The organism is Streptomyces sp. NPDC002463 (genome assembly GCF_042889835.1).
Lineage (GTDB): Bacteria > Actinomycetota > Actinomycetes > Streptomycetales > Streptomycetaceae > Streptomyces > Streptomyces nymphaeiformis.
Map to the genome: position 1 here is coordinate 117263 of NZ_JBIARL010000004.1, position 19986 is coordinate 137248.

Below are 19986 nucleotides of genomic sequence, written 5' to 3' on the forward strand. Positions count from 1 at the left end.
GGCAGATGGATCACTTGAGGCGTCGGGTGGTGGGGCGGCCGTCGCGGCGGTAGCGCGGGGTCGCGCGGCGGATGAGCATACGCAGCGTGACGATCGCTGCGGACAGATAGAGGTAGAAGTCCACGACGCGGCTGCGCTTCTCGGTACGGCGCCGCAACTTGCCGAAGCCGTTCATCCGTGCGCGGCTCCGCTTCACCACCCACCTCTTGCCGGCCTGGATCGGGGCGGGGATGCCTTTGCGGGCGATCTCGCCAGTGAAGCCCAACTCGCCAAGCGCAGCTCGGGTCTTGTCGCTGTCGTAGCCGCGGTCCAGGTTCACGTTGCCCCGGTCGGGCAGCTCGCGGACCTGTTCCTCGGCGACCTTCAGGGTGGGCACGAGCAGCGGGGAATCGTGCCGGTTGGCCCCGGCCGAGACGATGCCGAGCGGGACGCCGGTGGCTTCGGTGGCCACCGAACGCCTCAGGCCCTGTTTGCCTCGGTCCACCGGGGAGCGGTCGGTGCTCTCCCCGCCGCCAGGTGCCTTGGTGATGCAGCCATCCACGGAGAGTTCGTCGAGTTGCAGGCCGATCATGCGGTCGTACGCCTGTAGGGCGAGCGCGTGGATCTTCTCAGCTATCCCCATCTGGGCCCAGTAGTTGACGCGGCGTCTGATCGTACGGTCGGAGCAGCCCGGAGCGGCGATGCGCTCGTAGCCGGAGCCGTGGACCAGCGCAGCGATCACGTGCTCGAAGACGGTCCGGTCCGGGATGCGCGGGTTGTGGCAGCCAAGCGGGTGCGCGTCGACGTGTTCGGGCAGCAGAGCCACGAACTGATCACACAGGGGTCCGAGCAGGCAGGATGGCAGGACAGGCACGAGCCCTCAGGTGATCACTGAGCGTAGAGAACTCCATGATCACCTGGGCTCGTGCCTGCTCGGTATCCGGGGGCGTGCTGGGCATGCCCAGCACGCCTACTGCCGGGCGCTCCGAGATGATCGAGATACCGGATATAGGGGGTGACTGGGAGCCCGCGACGGAGCTCCAGGCAGGGGTGCGGCAGGCGTCTATGTTCCAGAGCGCAACGTGGCCGTTCAGTAACGTTCGAGAATCGCGTGATTCGCTTCAGGCTGGACCCAGGTTCTGTCGTCCAATGTCACGCCCATCAGGAGTGAGGCGAGGAAGACGGCTGCTTCGTAGGATTCGGCTGCTTTGTCGTATCGGGTGGCGCTGCCGCGCCACTGCTTTAGGTGGTTGAAGCACCGTTCCACGACATTGTGGTGCTTGGAGACCGCGCGGTCGAAGGCCGGCGGCCGACGTGCGTGGCCGCCGCGCCGGGCGCGGTTGCCGACCCGGTCGGCCCGATCGGGAATCGTGTGCGGGATGCCCCGGCGGCGGAGCCAGGCGCGGATCGCGTTCGAGCCGTAGCCCTTGTCGTCCAGGACGTGATCGGGTCGGATGCGAGGGCGTCCGGGTCCGATGCGGGGCAACCGGATCGCTTCCATCACGGTAGTGAACCGGGTGCAGTCGTTGGTGTTGCCGCGCGTCGGCGCGGTCCACGGCGTCGTCACAGGGCTGTGTTCCGTTCCGCCGCCGGGACCGCTGGAGGCGCGAGGAGGCATCACCTGCTCTCCACTGCAGGACCACTTCGTGGCTCAAGGACTCGGTCGCCCCACCCAGTGCCTCCCGGCCCGCCTTGGCGGGGATGGTCAGAAGAAGCCAAGCTTCTTCGGCGAGTAGCTGACCAGCAGGTTCTTCGTCTGCTGGTGGTACAGCAGCCACACCCATTCTGACCTGCGGAAATCACGGCAGGCGGGGCTCTCTGGTGGGGGCTGGTCCGGAAATGGTCCGGATCTTGGTCCTGGTGGATCCCAGGCGGAGAGGCTGGCGTGGGATGGGAAGTTCTGGGAGCCATCCATGTCCTGCATGTCCCGTGCGCTCGCCGGCCGGACCCGAGGCTGTGGTCGTCCTATCGCCAAGGTGCCTGGACGCGCTGTGCCTGTTGTTGTGCGGAGGCGGCGTCTGCGCATGCCATGGACAGAGGCGGGAGAGGCGCCCGGCTGCCTGGGTGTCCACCAGCAGTGGGTGTCGGGCGAGAACGCGGCCTTGGGGACGTTGTTGATGGCTTCTGGTACACGGCGGACGAGTCGTGCCGTTCGGCGTCGTCGATCACTCACAGGGAGCGGCGCGAGAAGCCGTCGAGGAGGGTGAAGAGCCGGGGGACTGCCGTCAGGCGGTGTCGGCTGGGGCCGGCTTGGCGGGCACCGCATGGATATTGGGCCCAGAGGAGGTACTGGGCAGGCCACGGAAGATCGATCCCCTCGCGTCCGTCGTAGGCCACGACCACCGGCTCGGCCATGGAAGCAGCGATGCCGGTCACCATCCCGCGCCCCGTGTGGTGCAGTTGATCGGCCAGTCTAGCCACCCACGGTTCGTCCTGTAGGTCGCGCTTGATCGGCCCGCTCCAGGGCGTCGTATGCACGCGCCGATCGTGCCGCTATCGGAGAGTCGTAGTGGTTCTGTTCGGCAGGGGTGAGACGCATTGCCGACCTGATCCAGAAGGTCGGCGCGTACCTGCGGTACTTCCCCAACCGCGGGGGCGGCAACTCCTGGGGCAACGCGATCTCCTTGGGTGTCGCCAACGTCAGTGACCCCAACCGAGCCCCCGGCGCTTCCGCATGTCGAGGCCTTCCGTATGACGAGACCACCCGCACTACGAGGCCCCCTCCACGGCCGGAGCTTCTCGGGGTTCAGTACGGCCCAGATCCGCCGGATCCTTCCGTCCGTGATTTCGAACGCGTACACCGACAGGATGGCGCCGTCCAGGTGGGCCGCCAGTCCCAGCTGGCCGTTGACTGTGCACTCCCGGACCGCCAGCGTCCGGTCGTACCCGGTCCGCGAAGAAGCGGGCGATCTGCTCGGCGCCCTCGATCGGGTGGACCAGCGCCGTGACGACTCCGCCGCCGTCCCCGACGGCGGTGGGGTCAGGGACGAGCAGACCGATGAGGGCGCTGATGTCCTTGGCCTGCCACGCCAGCCTGAACTTCCCGACGACACGGGTCTGCTGGGCCGTGGGCGCCAGGGGAGCCCGGGCGGCGTCGATGCGTCGGCGGGCCGAGTACGCCAGTTGGCGGCAGGCCGCCGGAGTGCGGCCGACGATATCGGCCACTTTGGAGAAGGGGTAGCGGAAGACGTCGTGCAGGACGAACGCCACGCGTTCGGCCGGATCAGCCGTGCCGTCGTCCCCCGCACCGGCAGGCCACTCGGTGCGCGCGGGCAGCAGCTCGGGGACCCATTCCCCACGTACCGCTCGCGCCGCGTCTTCGCCGAGCGGAGCACGTCGAGGCAGATACGGCTGGCGACCTTAGTCAGCCACCCCGCGGGGGACGCCACCGCCTCCTGCTGCCGCCGGGTCATGGCGCACCAGCGGGCGTACGTCTCCTGAACGACGTCCTCGGCCTCGGCGAGGGAGCCCAGTGTCCGGTAGGCGAGGCTGATCAGCCGGCGGCGCTCACCCGTGAGTGCGCTCGACATCGGGTCGAGTCGGCAGTCCAGCGGAGCGGTCGAATGGGACGTCATGATCGTCCGGCTCCCTCGTTCGGCTCGTCGCCCACGGCGGCCTCGGCGAAGGCGCCGAGGACGTCGTCCAGGTCGCTCTGGGTCATGGCCCTGCCCGTGCCCTCGGTGCCGTCGGTGCGGATGCTGGAGGGGCCCATGGCCGGGGCCTCGGGGTAGGGGCCCGGCCCTGCTCGCGCACCATGCCGATGTGCCACAGCTGCGGCACATGGAGCTGCTCTCCGTGTGGCTCGGCGTCTACTACGGCGACTTCACCGTCGCGGCAGCGAGCGAGAACCTCACGGCGAACCGGGGCAAGGCCCTGACCGTGCTGCGCCGGGGACCCGCCGCGATGCGGGCCCTGGCCGAGACCATGACTCGTGACGCCTCCAACATGATCGGGATCATCGACCGGCTGGAGAAGCGCGGCCTGGTGCGCCGCGCCGCGAGCCCAGCGCCTCAGACCAGTGCGTCAAGACCTCATGGCTGAGGGCGAGCGCGTCACCGACGGGCTCGGCGCGAAGATGCGCACCACGCAGGAAGGCCTGGACCGGCTCGACCAGCAGGAACGGGACGCCCTGGCCACCCTTCTTGAGCGCGTCTTCGTCTCCTGAGCCGCCACCTGACCCTGTCTCCCCGCACGCGCGGGGGGCGACAACGGTGCTTCGGGCGCCCGCACCTGCTCGGCTCGCTCACCGCGCTGCGCCTGGCCGCCGGACCTACGGTGGCCTCATGAGCGACCCGGAGAAGAACAAGGCCACGGCCAAAGCGTTCTACGACCTGATGTTCAACGAGAGTCGTCCCGCTGAGGCCATCGACCAGTACGCCGGCGCCACCTACATCCAGCACAACCCGCACGTCGGCGACGGCAAGCAGGCGTTCATCGACTACTTCGAGCGCATGGCCGCCGAGTATCCCGGCAAACGCGTCGAGTACAAGCGCGCCTTCGCCGAGGGCGACCACGTCATCCTGCACTGCCACCAGATCTGGCCCGACGAGGAGTACGCCGGCATCGACATCTTCCGCTTCGACGCCGATGGCAAGATCGTCGAACACTGGGACGTCCTCCAGGTCATCCCGCCCACGTCCCAGAACGACAACACCATGTTCTGAGCGGGCTTCGGACTCACCGACTCCAGGGGCGGAGTTTGTCGGGTTTGCGTACCGCCCAGATGCGCGTGATCCGGTCGTCCGCGACGTCGGACGCGTACACCGCCACGGTGACGTCTTCGTGCTCGATCACCAGCCCCGCCCGGCCGTTTACCGTGCGCTCCAGGGCCGTCAGGCTGCCGGACGCCCGGCCGGTGAGGTCAGTGAGGGAGCGCGCGATCCCATCGCGGCCCTCGATCGGGTGGAGCGCGGCAGCGACCCCGCCGCCGTCCGCCGTGAACGTGGCGCAGGGCGCGAGGAGAGGCACCCGTGCGGCCCGGCAGCTGCGGACCCTGTGCGAGCTCCTCCAGATGGGGCCGTGACCCCACAGGTGTCGCTGTCCCTACACACCGACTTCGAAGACCGCGCGACACTCACGCCGGGCGCCGGCCACGTCAGCGCCCTGGACGCGCTGCTGGACCGCGTCGTGGCCCGCAGCACGGAAGGCGGGGCGGCCACGCCCACACAGCGTGAGACGGACGAGGCCGCGATCCGCCGCCGCGTCGACGGGATCATCGATGCGATCAAGTCCAAGGACCTTGAGGGGCTGCGGCGGCTCTACTCTACGGACGTCGTGTCCTTCGACATCGATCCGCCGCTCCAGCACGTGGGGCTCGACGCCAAACTGAAGAACTGGGTGAACGTGTTCACGCTCTTCCAGGAGGTGACGTACGAGATGCGTGACCTGACGCCTGCGGTGGGTAATGACGTGGCATTCATCCACGGCTTCGGTCGCCTCGGCGGCACGCTGCGCGACGGGACGGCGATGGGCGGCATGTGGGTCCGGGTCACCTTCTACTTTCGGAAGATCGACGGCGAATGGCTGATCACGCACGACCAGGTCTCCGTGCCCCTGGACATTCTGGGCGGCAAGGGAGTCGTCGACCTCGAACCGTGACGCCGGCGGGCCGAGCGGGCGGCGCAGGTGAGTGTCCCCGCCCGGCCGACCGTACACGCGTCGCCGGGTCGGCCAACGCCTGTGCCGCCGATCGGAGTTGCCGGGGTTTGCCCGCCCGATGCCGTCGCGGTCACCGTATCGTCCAGGCTGACAACGCCGTCTGATCAACGGAGGAGAGGTACCACAGCATGGCAGTGAAGATCGCCTCGGTCATCGCACGACAGCGCGTCGACGACCTGGAAGCGGCCGTTCCCTTCTATGAGCGGCTCACCGGTCAGACGGCCGAACGCTTCGACTTCGCGGGAGTGCGGCTTGCGGCTGTCGGTACCTTCCTGCTGTGTTGCGGCCCGGACGAGGCCGTGCAGAAGATCGCCGGCGTGAGCACCACTGTGGCCGTCGAGGACCTGGCCACTGCCGTCGAGCAAGCGGTTTCGGCCGGTGCCGTCGTGGTGGCGCCGGTGCAATTGACTCCCCATGGTCACCGAGCGGTACTGCGGCACTCCCACGGAGGCGTGTGCGAGTACGTGGGCCCCTGAGTACGTTCGGTGCCCGCCTCAGGCGCTCGCCGTCCGTGTATCGGGGGCCGACGGAGCGCTCAGTCGGATCCGTTGTGGGAGGACGTCACCGTGTCCCCGAGCAGGTCGCGGACCTGCTCGGCCTCGTTCGAACCGAGCTCCTCGAAGATGCTCAGCGCCTCCTCCCAGCAAGTGCGGGCGCGCGCCGTCTGTTCCATGGCGTGGAGGGCGCGTCCCAGTACGACCAGGATGTTGCCCCGGCGCCACTGCCCGCCGGATTCGCCGATGCGTTCGAGTGACTCCTCGGCGTGGGCCGCTGCATGCCGGGGGTGCCCCGCCGCGAGATCGGCCTCTGCCGACCGGAAGAGCGCCATGCCCTCCCACAGCGGCTGGTGACTGGTCCGGAAGACGTTCCGCGCTTCGTAGAGGGCCGCGTTCGCCTCCTCGTGCCGGCCCGCCTGTGTGAGGGCGAGGCCCAGCGCGTAGCGCGCGTTGGCGCCGCGCAGCGAGAGTCCGAGGCTGTCGTAGATGTCCATGGCCTCCTGAGCGAGGGTGATGGCCCCGGCGCTGTCTCCCTGGGCCGCGCGGACGCGGGACAGGTTGCCCAGGGCGCTCGCCTCCCCCGGGCGGTCGGAGGCCGACCGGAAGGCGTGGAGGGCGTCGGTGAGATGCCGGTCCGCGTCGTCGTACCGGCTCTGGTAGAGGGCGATCACACCGAGGAGGCTCGCAGCCCGGCACTCGACGGGAGTGTCCCTGGACGCCCACCGCAGTGCCTGCTCCGCCCCGTCCCGGGCCATGGCGAAGCGGCCCAGGGGCATCTCCGCCTCTGCCTGGATCAGAGCGGTCCGGGCCATGGTGCGGAGATCGCCGGCGGTCGCGGCCGCGGTGCGGAGGGCCTCGGCGGCCGAGGCGTACGGCCCGGAGTGCGTACCGGATTCGCTCAGGTCCTGGGCCACCCAGAGGAGGTCGACGGCTCGGCTCAGACGGCTTGCTTCGGCCGACTGACGTACGCAGGCGAGGAGGCAGTCGGCCTCGGTGTAGAGCCAGTTCTGCGCCGCCCCGGAGTCGGCGAACGTGAGCCCCCGGTACGCGGTGGCCTCCAGATGGTCGACCAGGCGGTCACCCGGTCGCTCCGTCGAGTACGCCAGGGCCGCCGTCGACAGATAGAAGTCCAGCAGACGTGAGAGCGCCATCTCCCCGGTCGCCGAAGGTCGTTCGTCGCGCTCGACGCAGGCGCGCGCGAAGAGGCGTACGAGATTGTGGTAGCGGTACCGGCCGGGTGACGCGGACTCGAGCAGCGACGTGTCGACGAGGGCTTCGAGGAGGTCGTCCGTCCGGTGCGGCGCGAGGTCGAGGACGGCGGCGGCGGCGGTCAGGGAGATGTCCGGGCCGTCGGCGAGGGAGAGGAGCCGGAAGGCACGCGCCTGGTCCGCTTCCAGCTGGCCGTAGCCGAGCTCGAACGCCGCCTTGACCGCGAGATCGCCGGCCTGGAGCTCGTCCAGGCGACGGTGCTCGTCGGCCAGCTTCGCTGCCAGGGTCGTGACTGTCCAGGTGCGGTGGGCCGCCAGGCGGGAGGCGGCGATACGGATCGCCAGCGGCAGGAACCCACAGGCGGCGACGACCTCGAGCGCCGCCGCCCGCTCGGTGGAGATCCGCTCCTTGCCGGCGATCCGCGTGAAAAGGAGCAGTGCCTCCTCGGGGGACATCGCGTCCAGGTCCACCAGGTGCGTGCCCGGGAGGTCTGCCATGCGACCGCGGCTGGTCACCAGCGCCGCGCAGCCCGGCGTGCCCGGCAGCAGCGGCCGCACCTGCGCCGCGTCCCGGGCGTTGTCCAGCAGCACGAGGATCCGCCGCCCGTCGAGCGCGGCGCGGAACTGCGCCGCTCGCTCGGCCACGTCGGAGGCGATCGCGGAGTCGGGAGTGCCGAGTGCCCTGAGGAACGCGCCGAGGACGGCTGGGGGATCGGTGGGGCCGGGACCGGCGCCCTGCAGGTCGACGTAGAGCTGCCCGTCCGGAAAGTGCGGGCGCACCTCGTGCGCCACGTGCACGGCCAGCGTCGTCTTGCCGACACCACCGATGCCCGCGAGCGCTGCGACGGCCACGGCGGGGTCATCAGCGTGGGTGAGTGTGTGACCCAATTCCCGTACGAGCGCCGCGCGGCCAGTGAAGTCCGGCACCGTTGCCGGAAGTTGGGATGGGCGGACGGGGGTTGCGGGTGGCGGTTCGGGGCGCGACGACGGAACGGCGAGCAGAGAGTCTTCGGCGGTGAGGATGCGTTCTTGCAGCTGCTGGAGGGCCGGGGAGGGATCGATGCCCAGCTCGTCGGCGAGGACCCGTCGCGTGTCCGCGTACACGGCCAGCGCCTCCGCCTGCCTGCCCGACCGGTACAGCGCCAGCATCAGGAGCTCGCGGAGTCGTTCCCGGAGGGGATGCGCCGCCGTGTGTGTCGTGAGCTCCGGCACCACTTCCGCGTGGGCACCTTCCTGGAGATCCATGTCCAGGCGCCTCTCGAGGAGTTGCAGTCGCCACTCCTCCAGCTGGACTCGCTCCGTCTCGGCGTACGGCCCCGGCAGTCCGGTCAGCGCTTCGCCTGCCCACAGCACGAGTGACTGGGTGAGGAGCTCGCGCGCCCGTCGGAGGTCGCCCCGGTCCTGGGCTTGTTCCGACTCCGACACCAGGTCGCGTGCTGCGTGGAGGTCGAGCATGCCGGGTGAGAGACGGAGGGCGTAGCCGCCGTTCTTGCTCAGCAGTGTCTCGGGACCGAGGAGCTTGCGCAGCCTTGAGGCGTACGTGCGCACCGCGGCAAGCGCCTGGCTGGGCGGCTCGGCGCCCCAGATGGCGTCGATCAGTTCGGCGGCCGTCGCGGTGCGGCCACCTCGGAGCAACAGACAGGCCAGGAGGGCACGTTGTTGGGGCGATCCGGTAGCCACGGGGTCCGCGTCGCGCCACGCCCGGACCGGACCCAGGAGGCCGAACGAGAGGCCCTCGGCCGGCGGCCAGGTCGGATCGGTGCTCGTGGTGGGGGCAGTGAGGGGCGCGTAGCGAAGGGCGCGCATCCGCTCGGGCGGTTCGCCGCGCCGCATGCGGTCCTGGAGCTCGCGGAGTTCGGGGCCGGGGTCGACGCCGAGTTCGTGGGCCAACAGGCGCCGCGTGTCCGCATACACGGCCAGTGACTCGTTCTGGCGGCCGGAGCAGTACAGGGCAACCATCAGCTGCGCGCGCAGGTGCTCGCGCAGCGGATAGGCGGCGATCAGCTCCTCGAGTTCCGGGATGACGCCCTCGTGTTCGCCGAGTTCCAGATCGAGGTGGATCCTGCTCTCGACGAGCATGAGACGCCATTCGGTCAGACGGGTGCGCTGCGTCTCGGCGTGGAGTCCCGGCACGCCGTCCAGGGGTGTGCCGACGAGGCCGCGTACCGCCTCGCCGAGCAGTCGCCGGGCGGTGCCGGAGTCGTCGGACGCGTAAGCCGCCTTGGCCTCGGTGTGCAGCCGCTCAGCCTCGGACAGGTCCCAAGGGGCCACGGTATCGCCACTGTCGGACCGGAGAAGGAATCCGTCCGCTTCGCTGTCGATGACGACGCCCATCGGTGCAAGGATCTCGCGCAGCCGGGCGACGCGGTCCCGCATGGCATCCAGCTCGATCGCGTCGGCTGGATGGCGCCTGTCTGAGTCCGCGGTCGTGTACACCAGGTCGACGGGGGTGACGAAGGGGCGCTCCCTCAGCAACAGGACCGCCAGGACGGCCTGCTCTTCGGCCGTTCCCATGGAGACGGGCTCGTCGCCCCACCAGGCCGGCTCCGGACCGAACGCCGTGAACTGCAGCGAGGTGGCGCGGCCGTGACCGGTCGGCTCCACCGCCTCACCCTCGATCGCCCGCGGCCCCCCGTACAGCCGGTCGAGGACCGGGCTCACGAGCACCGCGAACGCGGCTGTGCCCGGCGACAGCCGTGCGCTCCCGCCCGGGTCGGCGAGCAGCGCCGCGAAGTCCGGCATGCGGCCGAGGTGCGGTTCGAGGGCCCGGCCGACCGCCTCGATGACCTCGAGGGACTGTTCGGTGTCGAGCCCGCTCGCCAAAAGGTCCCGTACGCCCGGTTGGAAGTCGTACAGGACCTCACCGACGCCGCCTGTCATCGCCGCCGGCAGCCTCCCGGCGCTCGTCTGCCTGTCCCCCAGGGGCTGCAGAACGTCCCCGAGCAGCACCTCGGAGACGACGGCCGACGTGGAGTCGGGCATCGTCGCGATGCGCATCAGCTGGATGACGGGCATGCTCAGCGGCCGGATCGTGGAGAGCCGGACGGCCAGCCGGTACGCCTCCGGGGAGAACGAGGCGCGGAAGCGCTCGAGCCGCTTCTCGGGGGTGGGCGGCAGCGGGTCGCCGCCGGTGCCGCCACCGGCGTCCGGAGCCACCAGGACGGTGTCCACCAGCTGCGGCACCCGCGGCCGCGTCAGCAGCCTCGCCCACGTGTGCAGCGTGGCGGGCGTGAGCGGTACGACCGGGACCGGCAGCCGGTCCCCGAGACCCTCGACGGGACCCCCGCCGAGCGGGTCGATGACGTCGAGCTCCCGGTTGGTGGCGCATTGGCTCTCCGCGACCAGGAGCCGGGGCCGGGCGTCGAAGGCGGTGCCGCGCCAAAGGCGTCGCGGTAGCGGTGGGACGACTATCAGGGGGCCGGAGCGTTCCCAGGCGCCGAGGAAGCGCCGCGCGGCCGGACCGCGCCACGCCTCGTCCACCCCGTCCGTCAGTACGAAGACGACGGGCGAATCCGTCCGGGGTGCGGTGCCCGGCCGGTGGTCCTCCCGCAGGTCGAACCGGTGGACGCGGACCGAGCGGAAGACCCCGCCACGCTCGAGGAGCCGTCTGACCTCCCGTACGAGCGGCTGCCAGACCCGCATGGAGGCCGACTCGTCGACGAGCAGGACTGCGGTATGCCGCAGTTCCTGCTTGGGCCGGTCGATCACGTCGAGCACACCGGACTCGGCTGTGACCCGGACGGTGGCCTCGATGTCGGCGACCGTGCGGTGCCGGTGGTCACGGTGTCCGCGCAGAGGACGCAGCGCCCGGGCGAGGCCATGTGCACCGGGGAGCGCGCGCGGTCCCGGCGCGTGGATGGCACGGGCCGGGGCGCCGGTCTCCGTGCCGGGGTCCGCGTGGTGGGCGGTGAAGAGCTGGTGCTGCCGGGCGGTGTCCTCGGCCGGGACGGCGGGATCGGGGGCGGCCGGGCGAGCGTGCGTGGCCGGGGCGCCGCCGGGGCGGGGGCCGGGCCGGGCGCGGCCGCCCCGGGAAGGGAGGAGCTCCACCGGCCCGGCAGGTTCCTCCCGCTCGGCCTCGGCCGTGCCGGGCACGGCGTCGGCGTTCCGGTCCGCGCCGCCGCCGATGGCCCGTGCCAGCCACAGGACGTCGAGCAGCTCGAGGCCACCGAGTTCGTACCCGATGCCTTCCAGGATCCGGCGCAGCCGCTCGATCATGCGGGGAACGCCTCGTCCAACCGGTGCATGACCGCCGCGAGCAGTTCGTCGCGGCTCAGATCTGCCCCAGTGACCCGCAGATGGACCGCGGCGAGCAACTGGTCGGTCGCCAGGCTCTGCACGGCCGCCCGGTTGAGGAACACCTCGATGAGGTCGTCGGCGTGGGTGAGGGCCTCGTCTCCCAGGTTCTGCCGGACGATGTCACGCAGCTTCGCCTCGTCGGGGTCGCGCAGGTCCAGCCGCACGCAGCGGCGCAGGAAGGCGGGCGGAAACTCCCGCTCGCCGTTGCTGGTCATCACGACGACGGGGAAGTGGGCGCAGGAGACCAGGCCGCGGTGGACCCGGACGCGTTCCCTGGTGCCGGTGGCGAGGACGTCGACGGTCTGCTGCTGCTCGGGCAGGCGGGACAGTTCCGGGATCTCGAACTCGCCCTCTTCCAGGACCACCAGCAGGTCGTTGGGCAGGTCGATGTCGGACTTGTCGAGCTCGTCGATGAGCAGGACGCGGGGGCGGTCGGCGGCGGCGAGCGCGGTGCCGAGCGGGCCGAGGCGCAGGTAGTTCCCGATGTCCGAGCCCTGCCCGGCGCGCCTCCTGAGCCTGTGCGCCTGTCTGCGCGGCGCCTGGCGTTCCCGCTGCAGCGAGGCCTCGCGCAGGCGGCCGACGGCATCGTAGCGGTAGAGGGCGTCCGCGAGGGTGGATCGGCTGTTGACCGACCAGCGCAGGACCTCGCCGAGGCCGAGGTCCTCGGCGACGGCCCGCGCCAGCGAACTCTTGCCGGTGCCCGGGCGGCCCGTGACCAGGAGGGGACGCCGCAGGTGGAGCGCGGCGTTGACGACGGAGATCTCGTCGTCGCTCATGAGGTGCCGCTGCGCCTGGGGAAGCCGGCGGGAGGCGGGGAAACGGCGCCAGGGCGGGGGCTCGGGAAGGTCGGCGGTCCCGCGGAACACCCACCAGGGCTCGGGGGAAGGACCGGCGGCGCCGGGCGGGGTGGCGGGCTGCTGCGGCACGGTGGCGGTCTCCTCGGTGGGACAGCGGGGCGGGGCTCTGGACGGTGGTGGGGGCGCGGGGTGGGCTCACGGTGGGGTTGGCCACGGCGGGGTGGTCCGGGACGGCCAGGTGCTGGCGGGGCGGGTCACGGCGGGGAGGCCTGGTACGGCTGGGTGAGCGTCCAGGGATCGGGCGCCAGCGGCGGGGGTCTGTGGTCGGGGCCGTCGTGCAGCAGCGAGAGCCGGCGGCCATGATGGGCCGGACAGTCCGGGTCGGCCATGGCCTTGGCCCGCTCCAGCCGTACGACCTCGGGGATCTGGTTGTGGTCGATGCCCTCGACCAAGGCCAGCAGGTCCGTGGAGATGTGCCCGCCGTGGTCCTCGCGGTGCCAGAGCACCGTGTGCACGCCGGCCTCGATGCACTGGCGCAGGACACGCCCCTGCTGCTTCCGGTCGCAGCTGACGACGACGATCCCGGCCTCCGGGCTGACTTCGAGCCGGGCACGGGCAACGGCCGGGTCCGTGCAGCGCTCGTCGAGGAGCAGCCGGGGCGAGGTCGGCAGCGCGCTGCTGCGGCGCTTCCAGGAAGCGTACGATTCCCGTGTCCGCTCCGAACTGCGCAGCACCACGCGCCGGGCGATCCCGGGGTAGAAGCCGCCGCCGTCGGCGTCACCGGCGAACTCCCAGGTGTCCACGTCGAGCCGGAGCCAGGCGGGCGACACGAAGAACTCGAGGAGAGCGGTCTCGGGATGCTCCCGCACCTCGGTACGCAGGACCTGCCGGATCGCCTCCACCACGCGGTCGCTGGCGACCTCGGTGTCCTGCGTCAGCACGACCTCGTGCCGGCCGTCGCCGCTCCACACCCAGATCTGGAACGTGAAGAGGTGACCGGGCGGCGCGGGCAGGAGCTCGACCTGGACCCGGGGCGGCGCGACGGCGGCGGGCCGGGCCGCGGCGGCCGCCGCGGCGTGAGCGGTGGTGGCGTCGGCCCGGAACTGGTCGACGGCGGCCGGAGCCACACCCAGCCGGGGCGCCGCGCTGCGGACCCAGGCGTCCAGATCGTCCGCAAGCTCTCCGCCGGCGGCCCGCTCGCGGACGCCGATGTGGACGAGCCCCTGCAGCAGCGGGGGCATCGGCTGACCGGGATGGGGGTCGTACCCCTCCAGGATGTCGGTGGCGTCCACGAGGTCGACGGGCGCCAGGGTGCCCTCGGCGTACGGCAGTACGGTGCGCAGCAGCGATCCGGGCTCGACGGCGCGGCAATGGGGGAGGAGGGCGGCGAGGTTGCGCCGGCGTCCCACGGAGAGCCGTTCGCGCGGGCTGACGACGCGGGCGATCCGCAGGAGCTGTTGCCAGTCATCCGTCTCCGCGGGTCCGCCCGGACGGCGCTCGGCGAGGATCTCGTAGACGAGGTCGAGGAGCTCGGGCACGCCCCGGCGCACGCCCATGGCCAGGCCCGCGAGCCGCTCAACGTCCGCGGCTGCCCCGGCCGTGCGCCTCCCGAGCCGCGCGGCGAGTCGTTCCTCGCAGTCCCGGACCTCTTGCCGGGTGGTGAGCAACTGCTCCAGGAACGCGAGGAGTTGCTGGCGGCCGCGGCCCGCCGCTGGGACCGCCACGGGCGGCAGGTCCGGCAGTTCGGACTCGATGGAAGACAGGCCGATCGCGTACATGGCGGCGGGCGGACCGTGAGCGCCCGCCGCCTGCGCGGGGCGGCCGGCGGCCTCGTGGGCGGCGACGACGAGGCCGACGACGGCCTGGCGGTCCCGGTCCCAGAGCGGTCCGCCGCTGAACCCGTCCGCCACCGACCCGCCGAGCACGTCGAGGGCGAGCCATGGATGACCGGCGGCGCGGGGCATGGCGCGCAGCGTGGGCAGGGTGTGGCCGCTGGCCCACTGGGCCACAACCTCGTTGCCCTCCCGGTGCGGGAGGAAGGGGGCGGGCTCGGCGCCCGAGGGGGCCTCGGTGTCGAGTTCGAGCACCGCCAGGTCGCCGTAGTACGGCAGCGAGCCGGCGGCCGGCGGCAGGGGACGGTCCTGCTCGGGGCGGGAGCGCGGCGGCCGCCACATCTCCGGGATGACCCGGCCGACCAGGACGCGCTCCCGGTCGAGATGGGGCATCCGGAGCGTGAACTCCTCGGCGCGCGAGGGCAGGGACGGGTCGAACCGATCGCGTCCCCGCGCGCTGTTGACGACGTGCGCGCAGGTCAGCACCAGCCGTGGGGTGATCAGTACGGCGGCCCCGACCGGCCCGGACCGACCCCGCACCGACACGAACGCCCGGTTCAGCGGCTCGTCGGCCAGGGCGGGATTCACCTGAGGCCGCACGATGTCAGGAGCCGTTCACCGGGCCGGGCACGTGGAGGGCGGCGGGCTGGTCGGAGCCGGTTACGGGGGTGGTGGCGGGCTGGTCGGAGCCGCCCGCGCCGGCGGCTCCGGCGCGGTCCACCAGGTTCCAGGTGGCGGACACGGTGAAGCTCGCCTCGCCGCTCCCCGAGAAGACACCGAGGCTCAGATCGCTGCCGAGCGTGACGCCGAACTCGACGGTGACCTCGTCCGGCCGCTGGGCGAACTGCGAGAAGCTGCGGTGGATCCCGCCGAGTACGCCGCCCAGCGGGCGCAGCGCCTGGGTGAGCGCCTCGCCGCCCCGGGTCAGGGCCTGCGCGGCGCGGCCGTCGGCGCTGACCGGCCGAGCCGACCCGAACCCCGCGGGCAGGTCGAGGTCGTCCTCCGGCCCTGCTCCCACACCGGTGGGCACCTCCGTCGCGCCGCCCTCGGAAGCGAGGTGCAGGCGTACGACGGAACCGTCGTCAAAAGTGAGTCTCACGTCCCCCATGGGGCAGAGTCTCGCACGTCACACGCTGTTCCGCCCCAATGTTCGCCGATCATCTCCGACGACCTGCGGAACCCGGGTGTCAGGATGTCCCCGTGGGTGGTTCGCCGCTGGACCGGAGTCCGATTGGCGGGCTCGGTGGCCACCGTGCGGTGGGACTGACCGGGGCGTGCTCGGGTGTCCGTACGGCGGCTCTGCCTGTCGATGCTCAGAGAATGCCGGAGGATCATCTCCGCAGGTCAGAGGCTGTCCGCTGTTCCGTCTCGTGTTCTGCGGACCGAGGAACGCTGGATTGACCGGGTCGGTGCCACGAGAGTGGGCCTGTGCAACCTACTCGGACGTCGTTTCATTTGGTGAGGGGGTGCCAACAACATCAGGCCCGCCAGAGCCATTACAAGCAACGAGGCCACAGCCCATGAAGCTGCGACCTCGTCACCACAACCGCAGTTGCAGTACTAGGCCGGGCCCAGTTCCGGGTCGCGGGTTTCGTGGACTTCCCAGTGGCCCAGGCGGTCCGTGAGGGCCGCTCGGCGGCGGGCCAGGAAGACGAAGGCGGCGACGGCGGTGGTTGCGGCGGCTGCGGTCGTGGACAGTGCGGCGCCCCAGGACATCGGGACCATCAGGACGTAGGTGGCGAGGGCATAGGACAGCAGCAGGCCGCCGAGCCAGGGCCAGTGGGCGCCCGGCAGCACGGTGGTGGGGGTGGGAGCGAGGACGGTACTGCGGTTCGGGTCGGGCTGTACGGGGGGCGCGGGGGCGAGGACTCGCTCGAAGTCGGCGCGGTCCAGCTCCAGCCACGCCACCTCGCCTTCGTCAGTGACGAAGACGACCGGCTGATTGTTCCTGATCAGGCGCCAGTTACGGGCGCCGCACAGCCAACCCGGCCGTTCGCCCATGGTGGCCGCGAGCAGGGCGAGCCCGTGGGGCGGGCCGCCGCGGTTGGCGGCCAGTACCTCGGAGCCGTCCTCCAGTGCGAAGCGCAGCTTGTGGTCCGAGGTCACGCGGACGGTGCCGTCGACGTCTCCGAGCGACACGTGGTCGCCGCGCCGGGCCGAGGTGATCCGTGCACGGACGGCGGGCAGGGCCGATCCGCCGGCCGCGTCCTCGCGGAGGGAACGGGCGGCAGCGTCGGCCTTCGGGGCGTGCCAGGTCACGCGCAGCCCCCAGATGAAGAGCAGGAGGCCGCCGGGAATGAAGGCGGCCACCGTGCCGTAAGGCGGCAGGGAGAACGCGAACGGGGAGTCCGTCTTCGCGTACCGGCCGAGCTGGCCGGTGTAGTCGATCACGCCGCCGAGTTCGGGTGCCGAGGGGGCGTACAGGACGATCGTGGGTCTGGGTTTGCTGCGCCTGCTCCCTCCCTGCATCGGGTAGTGGCCGTTGCGCACCTCGACCCGCCCGGTGATCCGGTGGCCGTCCGGGGCGAGGACGGGGACTTCGACCGTCACGTCACCGCTGAACATGTCGACTTTCGGGTCGTCCCTCGTCAGCCGGTGAGTGGCGACGATCGTGCCCTCGGCGGTTTCGGCGCCGGCCTTCTGTATCGCGGCGATGCGCCTGAGGTCGTCGCCGTCCGCCCGGAGCGCCAGCTCCGCCGCCACGGGCAGGGCGGGCAGGATCACGGCCACGCCCAGCAGCCAGGGTGTGATGCGGCGGGGCCACAGGGATGCGAAGGGCAGGCGGGTGGGCGGTGGGGTGGGATCGGTCTGCCGGGGGGCCGCGGGGTGGAGGGGGCGGGAGCCCGACCACGCCCATACGGCGCCCAGGAGCAGGGACAGTGCGCCGAGTACGGCCACGTCCGGCCGGTACACGGACATGCCCGCCCGCAGGAACAGTGTCCAGATCGCCAGCACTGCGAACAGCAGCGCTCCCCCGCCCGAAATCCTGGTCAGCCAGGTGTTTCTCGCCATGATCGCGGACTGTACCAACGCTGGTGCGCGGGGGGCAGATGGAACGGCTTGGGTGGGGATGGGGCGCTTAGAGGTCGCTTCTTCTGGCGTGATCGTTCGTTGAACGGTGCATGACGGATCTGGTTGAGCGGCTGGTGCCGGACGAGTTGTGGGTGCTGTTCCGGCGGGTGGTACCGCCGACGGAGGTCATACGGCCGCAGGGCGGCGGCCGGCGTCGTGCGGGTGACCGCGAAGCCTTGGCCGCGGTCATCTTCGTGGCGACCTCGGGTTGCACCTGGCGGCAGCTCCCGCCGGTGTTCGGCCCGAGTTGGCAGACGGTCTATCGACGTTTCGCCCAGTGGAGCCGGGCCCGGCTCCACCGCGTCATCCTCGACGAACTCGGAGCCCGTGGGGAACTGGACTGGTCGCGATGCGCGATCGACTCCGTCAGCATGCGGGCCGCAAAGGGGGGGCCTCTGACGGGACCGAATCCGACCGACCGTGGCAAGCCCGGATCGAAAATCCACTTGATCACCGACCGGAACGGACTGCCGCTCTCGCTCGGCATCTCGGGCGCGAACATGCACGACAGCCTCGGTCTGGAACCGCTCGTGCGGGGCATCCCGCCGATCCGATCCCGGCGTGGACCTCGCCGACGGCGCCCCGGCAAGCTCCACGCCGACAAAGGCTACGACTACGACCACCTGCGCCGCTGGCTCCGCAAACGCGGCATCCGCCACCGCATCGCCCGCCGTGGCATCGAGTCCTCACAACGGCTCGGCCGTCACCGCTGGGTCGTCGAACGGACCGTGTCCTGGCTCGCCGGCTGCCGCCGACTTCACCGCCGATACGAACGCAAGGCCGAACATTTCCTCGCGTTCGTGCGCATAGCCGCAGCCCTCATCTGCCACCGCCGGCTCACCAAATGAAACGACGTCTAAAGATCTACAAGCCCTTAGCGGGGGCCGTCGCCTTCGATAGCAGGCTCGATCAGTGCAGGCCGAGCTGTCCTGTCAGATTGGTGATCCGCCTGGCCAGCTGCCCGGCTTCGACCAGGCGCGGCGCCGACCCTGTGATGTGCTCGATCAACATCAGGACGTTCTCGGCCTTGAGCGTGAGCGGCAGGACGTCCAACGCGCTGTAAAGGTCATCCCAGGAGAACCGCGTCTCCAGCGGGTACAAGGCGTCGGCGTAGCTGGTGGCGAGGCAGCGGTGGGCGGCCTCGCCGCCGAGGAGCTTCTCGTACGGCTCGTCGAGTTTGCGGCTGATGAATGGCGCTGCCGAAGAGGCGCGATAGGACATGCTTCCTCCAAGAGGAGATTTACGGCCCCGCGCCTTGTGCCGAGCGTACGACAAGGGACGGCGTTTGTCTGAGGTACCGTCCCCCTTCCAGATCTGCCGTTGGCTGTCCGGGCGCGGTGAGCGCCCGCCTCTCGGGGGATGGGAGGCGGGCGCTCATCAGGGATTCCGCTGTCCGGCCCAGTCCGGATGCAGTCCGGACCGTCCGGATCCAGGGTGGATCGCGTGACCGAGGAGCAGCCGCACGTCGTTGTGTACCCGCTTGATGGCTAGGGCGGACGGCGAGTCAGGGTCGACGGAGAGATCTCCGGAATGGCCCACAGCCTGACGGACGTCGTGGAGTTCCTCCGTCGCGCCGGCTGGCTCGACACCGAGACGCGGCCGCCGCTCAAGTGGCGCGGCGGCGGCCCCGAGGTGTGGACCCCGGAGCCGCCCGATTCAGGCCAGGAAAGGTAAGGGCGCACCATGGACTACCCCAGCGATCTGCTCCGCGAGGATCTCCAGTCTCAGCCGTACGAGACTGAGGACGACTGCGCCAACAGCTTGCAGTGGGTGGCTGCTGAGCTGGAGAAGCAGCCACCCGCGTCACCCTACGAAGAGCCGAGCGAGGCGCTGGCCGCCGCAGAGGGCTGGGCCGCACTAACGTCGTACGTGGTTGCACGGACGTACGCGCCGCAGTCACCCATGAGGTATGCCGGGTGGGTGCGGATCGTTGCTCTCGTTCTCCAACGGATCGCGGCCATGCTGCGAGCGCGGTTGATGGATGTTGTGACGCGCCTCGGAGCCTCGGGGCTGACCGTCAGCGTCGCCTTCCCTTGGGGGCTGAGTGTTGCCCTGGAGTGGTCGGTCTAGCAGGACGCCTCACCACTACAGTTACCCCGTCATGGCGCGGGAGGTACCAGCGAGCGGGTGGGGTGTTCATGAGACGGTTGGCCATGCTGGCGTTGGTGGCGGGGAGCCTGGTGGTCTCCTGCGCGTCCTCGCAGGAGGAAGCGCGGGCGCATGCAGCCAAGGCGTGTGCGGACTACGGTTACGGTCGCGAGTCCAGCGACGGCTCTGAGCGTGAGACGACAGTGGACGAATACCGGAAGCTGGGCGCCGATGACTCAGTTGCTGACGAGGCCGCATTGGCTGCCCGGAAGGACAGCCGGTGGGACCGGTTGTCCAACGCCATGACGGACAGTCAGGAGTTCCTCAAGCAGGCGGCCATCGCGAGCGACGAGACACTGCCCCAGGAAGAGCGAGACGCTGCCCGCGCTGCGATCGAACGGTTGAACGGGGAAAGTCTCATTCGGACGGTTGAGCAGGAGTGCCGCAAGGCGACTGCTTGATCAGGTCGCGGGCACGTCAACTTCGCTCCCAGTGCCCAGCATTTGTTGCACCGGGCGACTGACAGGGTGCGCGCTGGCCTGCCGTAGACCTCGCGGAG

At 70.9% G+C, this 19986-nt stretch carries 19 protein-coding genes and 3 pseudogenes; 9 read left to right on the plus strand and 13 right to left on the minus strand.

Translation table 11 applies throughout. The annotated features are described in order from the left end of the window. Positions 1–10: 10 nt before the first annotated feature. The 5 genes and pseudogenes from ACFYX3_RS10695 to ACFYX3_RS10715 form a co-directional block, all read right to left on the minus strand. Positions 11–853: an IS5 family transposase gene (locus ACFYX3_RS10695; RefSeq protein ID WP_389010812.1), complete on the minus strand. Its 843-nt coding sequence runs from the start codon at positions 851–853 to the stop codon at positions 11–13. Between the two features lie 216 nt (positions 854–1069). Further along, positions 1070–1546: a transposase gene (locus ACFYX3_RS10700; protein ID WP_389010815.1), complete on the minus strand. Its 477-nt coding sequence runs from the start codon at positions 1544–1546 to the stop codon at positions 1070–1072. 602 nt (positions 1547–2148) lie between these two features. Next, positions 2149–2457, minus strand: coding sequence for a hypothetical protein (locus ACFYX3_RS10705; protein WP_389011571.1), 309 nt, complete (start codon positions 2455–2457; stop codon positions 2149–2151). A 242-nt stretch (positions 2458–2699) separates the two neighbouring features. Continuing rightward, a pseudogene (locus tag ACFYX3_RS10710) lies at positions 2700–3554 on the minus strand (sigma factor); the annotation flags it as partial. Positions 3555–3577: 23 nt separating this feature from the next. Further along, positions 3578–3735: pseudogene (locus ACFYX3_RS10715) on the minus strand (12-oxophytodienoate reductase); the annotation flags it as partial. Between the two features lie 6 nt (positions 3736–3741). Here ACFYX3_RS10715 and ACFYX3_RS10720 point away from each other — a divergent pair. The 3 genes from ACFYX3_RS10720 (at position 3742) to ACFYX3_RS10730 (ending at position 4643) form a co-directional block, all read left to right on the plus strand. Next, positions 3742–4020 (plus strand): MarR family transcriptional regulator, encoded by a 279-nt coding sequence (locus tag ACFYX3_RS10720; RefSeq protein WP_389010818.1) that lies wholly within the window; start codon positions 3742–3744, stop codon positions 4018–4020. Continuing rightward, positions 4013–4144: a hypothetical protein gene (locus ACFYX3_RS10725; RefSeq protein WP_389010821.1), complete on the plus strand. Its 132-nt coding sequence runs from the start codon at positions 4013–4015 to the stop codon at positions 4142–4144. The genes ACFYX3_RS10720 and ACFYX3_RS10725 overlap by 8 nt, the downstream gene beginning before the upstream one ends. Positions 4145–4262: 118 nt before the next feature. Then, positions 4263–4643, plus strand: a complete 381-nt coding sequence (locus ACFYX3_RS10730; protein WP_389010824.1) for a nuclear transport factor 2 family protein — start codon at positions 4263–4265, stop codon at positions 4641–4643. Positions 4644–4656: 13 nt separating this feature from the next. Here the strand turns inward: ACFYX3_RS10730 and ACFYX3_RS10735 are convergent, their stop codons facing one another. Next, complete coding sequence (locus tag ACFYX3_RS10735) at positions 4657–4947, minus strand: hypothetical protein (RefSeq protein WP_389010827.1); 291 nt, start codon at positions 4945–4947, stop codon at positions 4657–4659. Positions 4948–4998: 51 nt separating this feature from the next. On the opposite strand from ACFYX3_RS10735, the gene ACFYX3_RS10740 reads away from it, so the two are divergent. Further along, entirely contained in the window at positions 4999–5577 is a 579-nt protein-coding gene (locus ACFYX3_RS10740) for a YybH family protein (protein ID WP_389010830.1), read from the plus strand. A gap of 188 nt (positions 5578–5765) precedes the next feature. Beyond that, positions 5766–6113 (plus strand): VOC family protein, encoded by a 348-nt coding sequence (locus ACFYX3_RS10745; RefSeq protein WP_389010833.1) that lies wholly within the window; start codon positions 5766–5768, stop codon positions 6111–6113. A 59-nt stretch (positions 6114–6172) separates the two neighbouring features. On the opposite strand, the gene ACFYX3_RS10750 is transcribed toward ACFYX3_RS10745, so the two are convergent. The 6 genes and pseudogenes from ACFYX3_RS10750 to ACFYX3_RS10775 form a co-directional block, all read right to left on the minus strand. Beyond that, on the minus strand, positions 6173–9175 hold the full coding sequence (locus ACFYX3_RS10750) for a BTAD domain-containing putative transcriptional regulator (RefSeq protein WP_389011512.1): 3003 nt from the start codon (positions 9173–9175) through the stop codon (positions 6173–6175). 57 nt (positions 9176–9232) lie between these two features. Next, positions 9233–11557, minus strand: a pseudogene (locus ACFYX3_RS10755) (SAV_2336 N-terminal domain-related protein); the annotation flags it as partial. Continuing rightward, positions 11554–12564 (minus strand): AAA family ATPase, encoded by a 1011-nt coding sequence (locus ACFYX3_RS10760; protein WP_389010836.1) that lies wholly within the window; start codon positions 12562–12564, stop codon positions 11554–11556. The pseudogene ACFYX3_RS10755 and the gene ACFYX3_RS10760, both read right to left, overlap by 4 nt. Positions 12565–12689: 125 nt before the next feature. Further along, positions 12690–14855 (minus strand): serine protease, encoded by a 2166-nt coding sequence (locus tag ACFYX3_RS10765; RefSeq protein WP_389010839.1) that lies wholly within the window; start codon positions 14853–14855, stop codon positions 12690–12692. 16 nt (positions 14856–14871) lie between these two features. Then, positions 14872–15375, minus strand: coding sequence for a CU044_2847 family protein (locus ACFYX3_RS10770; RefSeq protein WP_389010842.1), 504 nt, complete (start codon positions 15373–15375; stop codon positions 14872–14874). A 452-nt stretch (positions 15376–15827) separates the two neighbouring features. Continuing rightward, the gene (locus tag ACFYX3_RS10775) at positions 15828–17279 is read right to left on the minus strand and encodes a hypothetical protein (RefSeq protein ID WP_389010845.1); all 1452 of its coding nucleotides are present in this window, start codon (positions 17277–17279) and stop codon (positions 15828–15830) included. Between the two features lie 110 nt (positions 17280–17389). On the opposite strand from ACFYX3_RS10775, the gene ACFYX3_RS10780 reads away from it, so the two are divergent. Further along, the gene (locus ACFYX3_RS10780) at positions 17390–18187 is read left to right on the plus strand and encodes an IS5 family transposase (RefSeq protein WP_389010848.1); all 798 of its coding nucleotides are present in this window, start codon (positions 17390–17392) and stop codon (positions 18185–18187) included. A gap of 61 nt (positions 18188–18248) precedes the next feature. On the opposite strand, the gene ACFYX3_RS10785 is transcribed toward ACFYX3_RS10780, so the two are convergent. Further along, the gene (locus ACFYX3_RS10785) at positions 18249–18560 is read right to left on the minus strand and encodes a hypothetical protein (RefSeq protein WP_389010851.1); all 312 of its coding nucleotides are present in this window, start codon (positions 18558–18560) and stop codon (positions 18249–18251) included. 309 nt (positions 18561–18869) lie between these two features. Here ACFYX3_RS10785 and ACFYX3_RS10790 point away from each other — a divergent pair, with 309 nt between their 5' ends. The 3 genes from ACFYX3_RS10790 (at position 18870) to ACFYX3_RS10800 (ending at position 19888) form a co-directional block, all read left to right on the plus strand. Then, complete coding sequence (locus tag ACFYX3_RS10790) at positions 18870–19013, plus strand: hypothetical protein (RefSeq protein WP_389010854.1); 144 nt, start codon at positions 18870–18872, stop codon at positions 19011–19013. A gap of 9 nt (positions 19014–19022) precedes the next feature. Next, complete coding sequence (locus ACFYX3_RS10795; protein WP_389010857.1) at positions 19023–19409, plus strand: hypothetical protein; 387 nt, start codon at positions 19023–19025, stop codon at positions 19407–19409. 83 nt (positions 19410–19492) lie between these two features. Then, positions 19493–19888: a hypothetical protein gene (locus ACFYX3_RS10800; protein WP_389010860.1), complete on the plus strand. Its 396-nt coding sequence runs from the start codon at positions 19493–19495 to the stop codon at positions 19886–19888. The last annotated feature ends 98 nt before the right edge of the window (positions 19889–19986 follow it).

Coding starts and splice junctions, on each gene's coding strand:
- ACFYX3_RS10775 (WP_389010845.1), bottom strand. CDS start 17,279: ATGGCGAGAAACACCTGGCTGACCAGGATTTCGGGCGGGGGAGCGCTG.
- ACFYX3_RS10800 (WP_389010860.1), top strand. CDS start 19,493: ATGCTGGCGTTGGTGGCGGGGAGCCTGGTGGTCTCCTGCGCGTCCTCG.
- ACFYX3_RS10780 (WP_389010848.1), top strand. CDS start 17,390: ATGACGGATCTGGTTGAGCGGCTGGTGCCGGACGAGTTGTGGGTGCTG.
- ACFYX3_RS10725 (WP_389010821.1), top strand. CDS start 4,013: ATGGCTGAGGGCGAGCGCGTCACCGACGGGCTCGGCGCGAAGATGCGC.
- ACFYX3_RS10745 (WP_389010833.1), top strand. CDS start 5,766: ATGGCAGTGAAGATCGCCTCGGTCATCGCACGACAGCGCGTCGACGAC.
- ACFYX3_RS10730 (WP_389010824.1), top strand. CDS start 4,263: ATGAGCGACCCGGAGAAGAACAAGGCCACGGCCAAAGCGTTCTACGAC.
- ACFYX3_RS10750 (WP_389011512.1), bottom strand. CDS start 9,175: ATGCGGCGCGGCGAACCGCCCGAGCGGATGCGCGCCCTTCGCTACGCG.
- ACFYX3_RS10785 (WP_389010851.1), bottom strand. CDS start 18,560: ATGTCCTATCGCGCCTCTTCGGCAGCGCCATTCATCAGCCGCAAACTC.
- ACFYX3_RS10795 (WP_389010857.1), top strand. CDS start 19,023: ATGGACTACCCCAGCGATCTGCTCCGCGAGGATCTCCAGTCTCAGCCG.
- ACFYX3_RS10790 (WP_389010854.1), top strand. CDS start 18,870: ATGGCCCACAGCCTGACGGACGTCGTGGAGTTCCTCCGTCGCGCCGGC.
- ACFYX3_RS10770 (WP_389010842.1), bottom strand. CDS start 15,375: ATGGGGGACGTGAGACTCACTTTTGACGACGGTTCCGTCGTACGCCTG.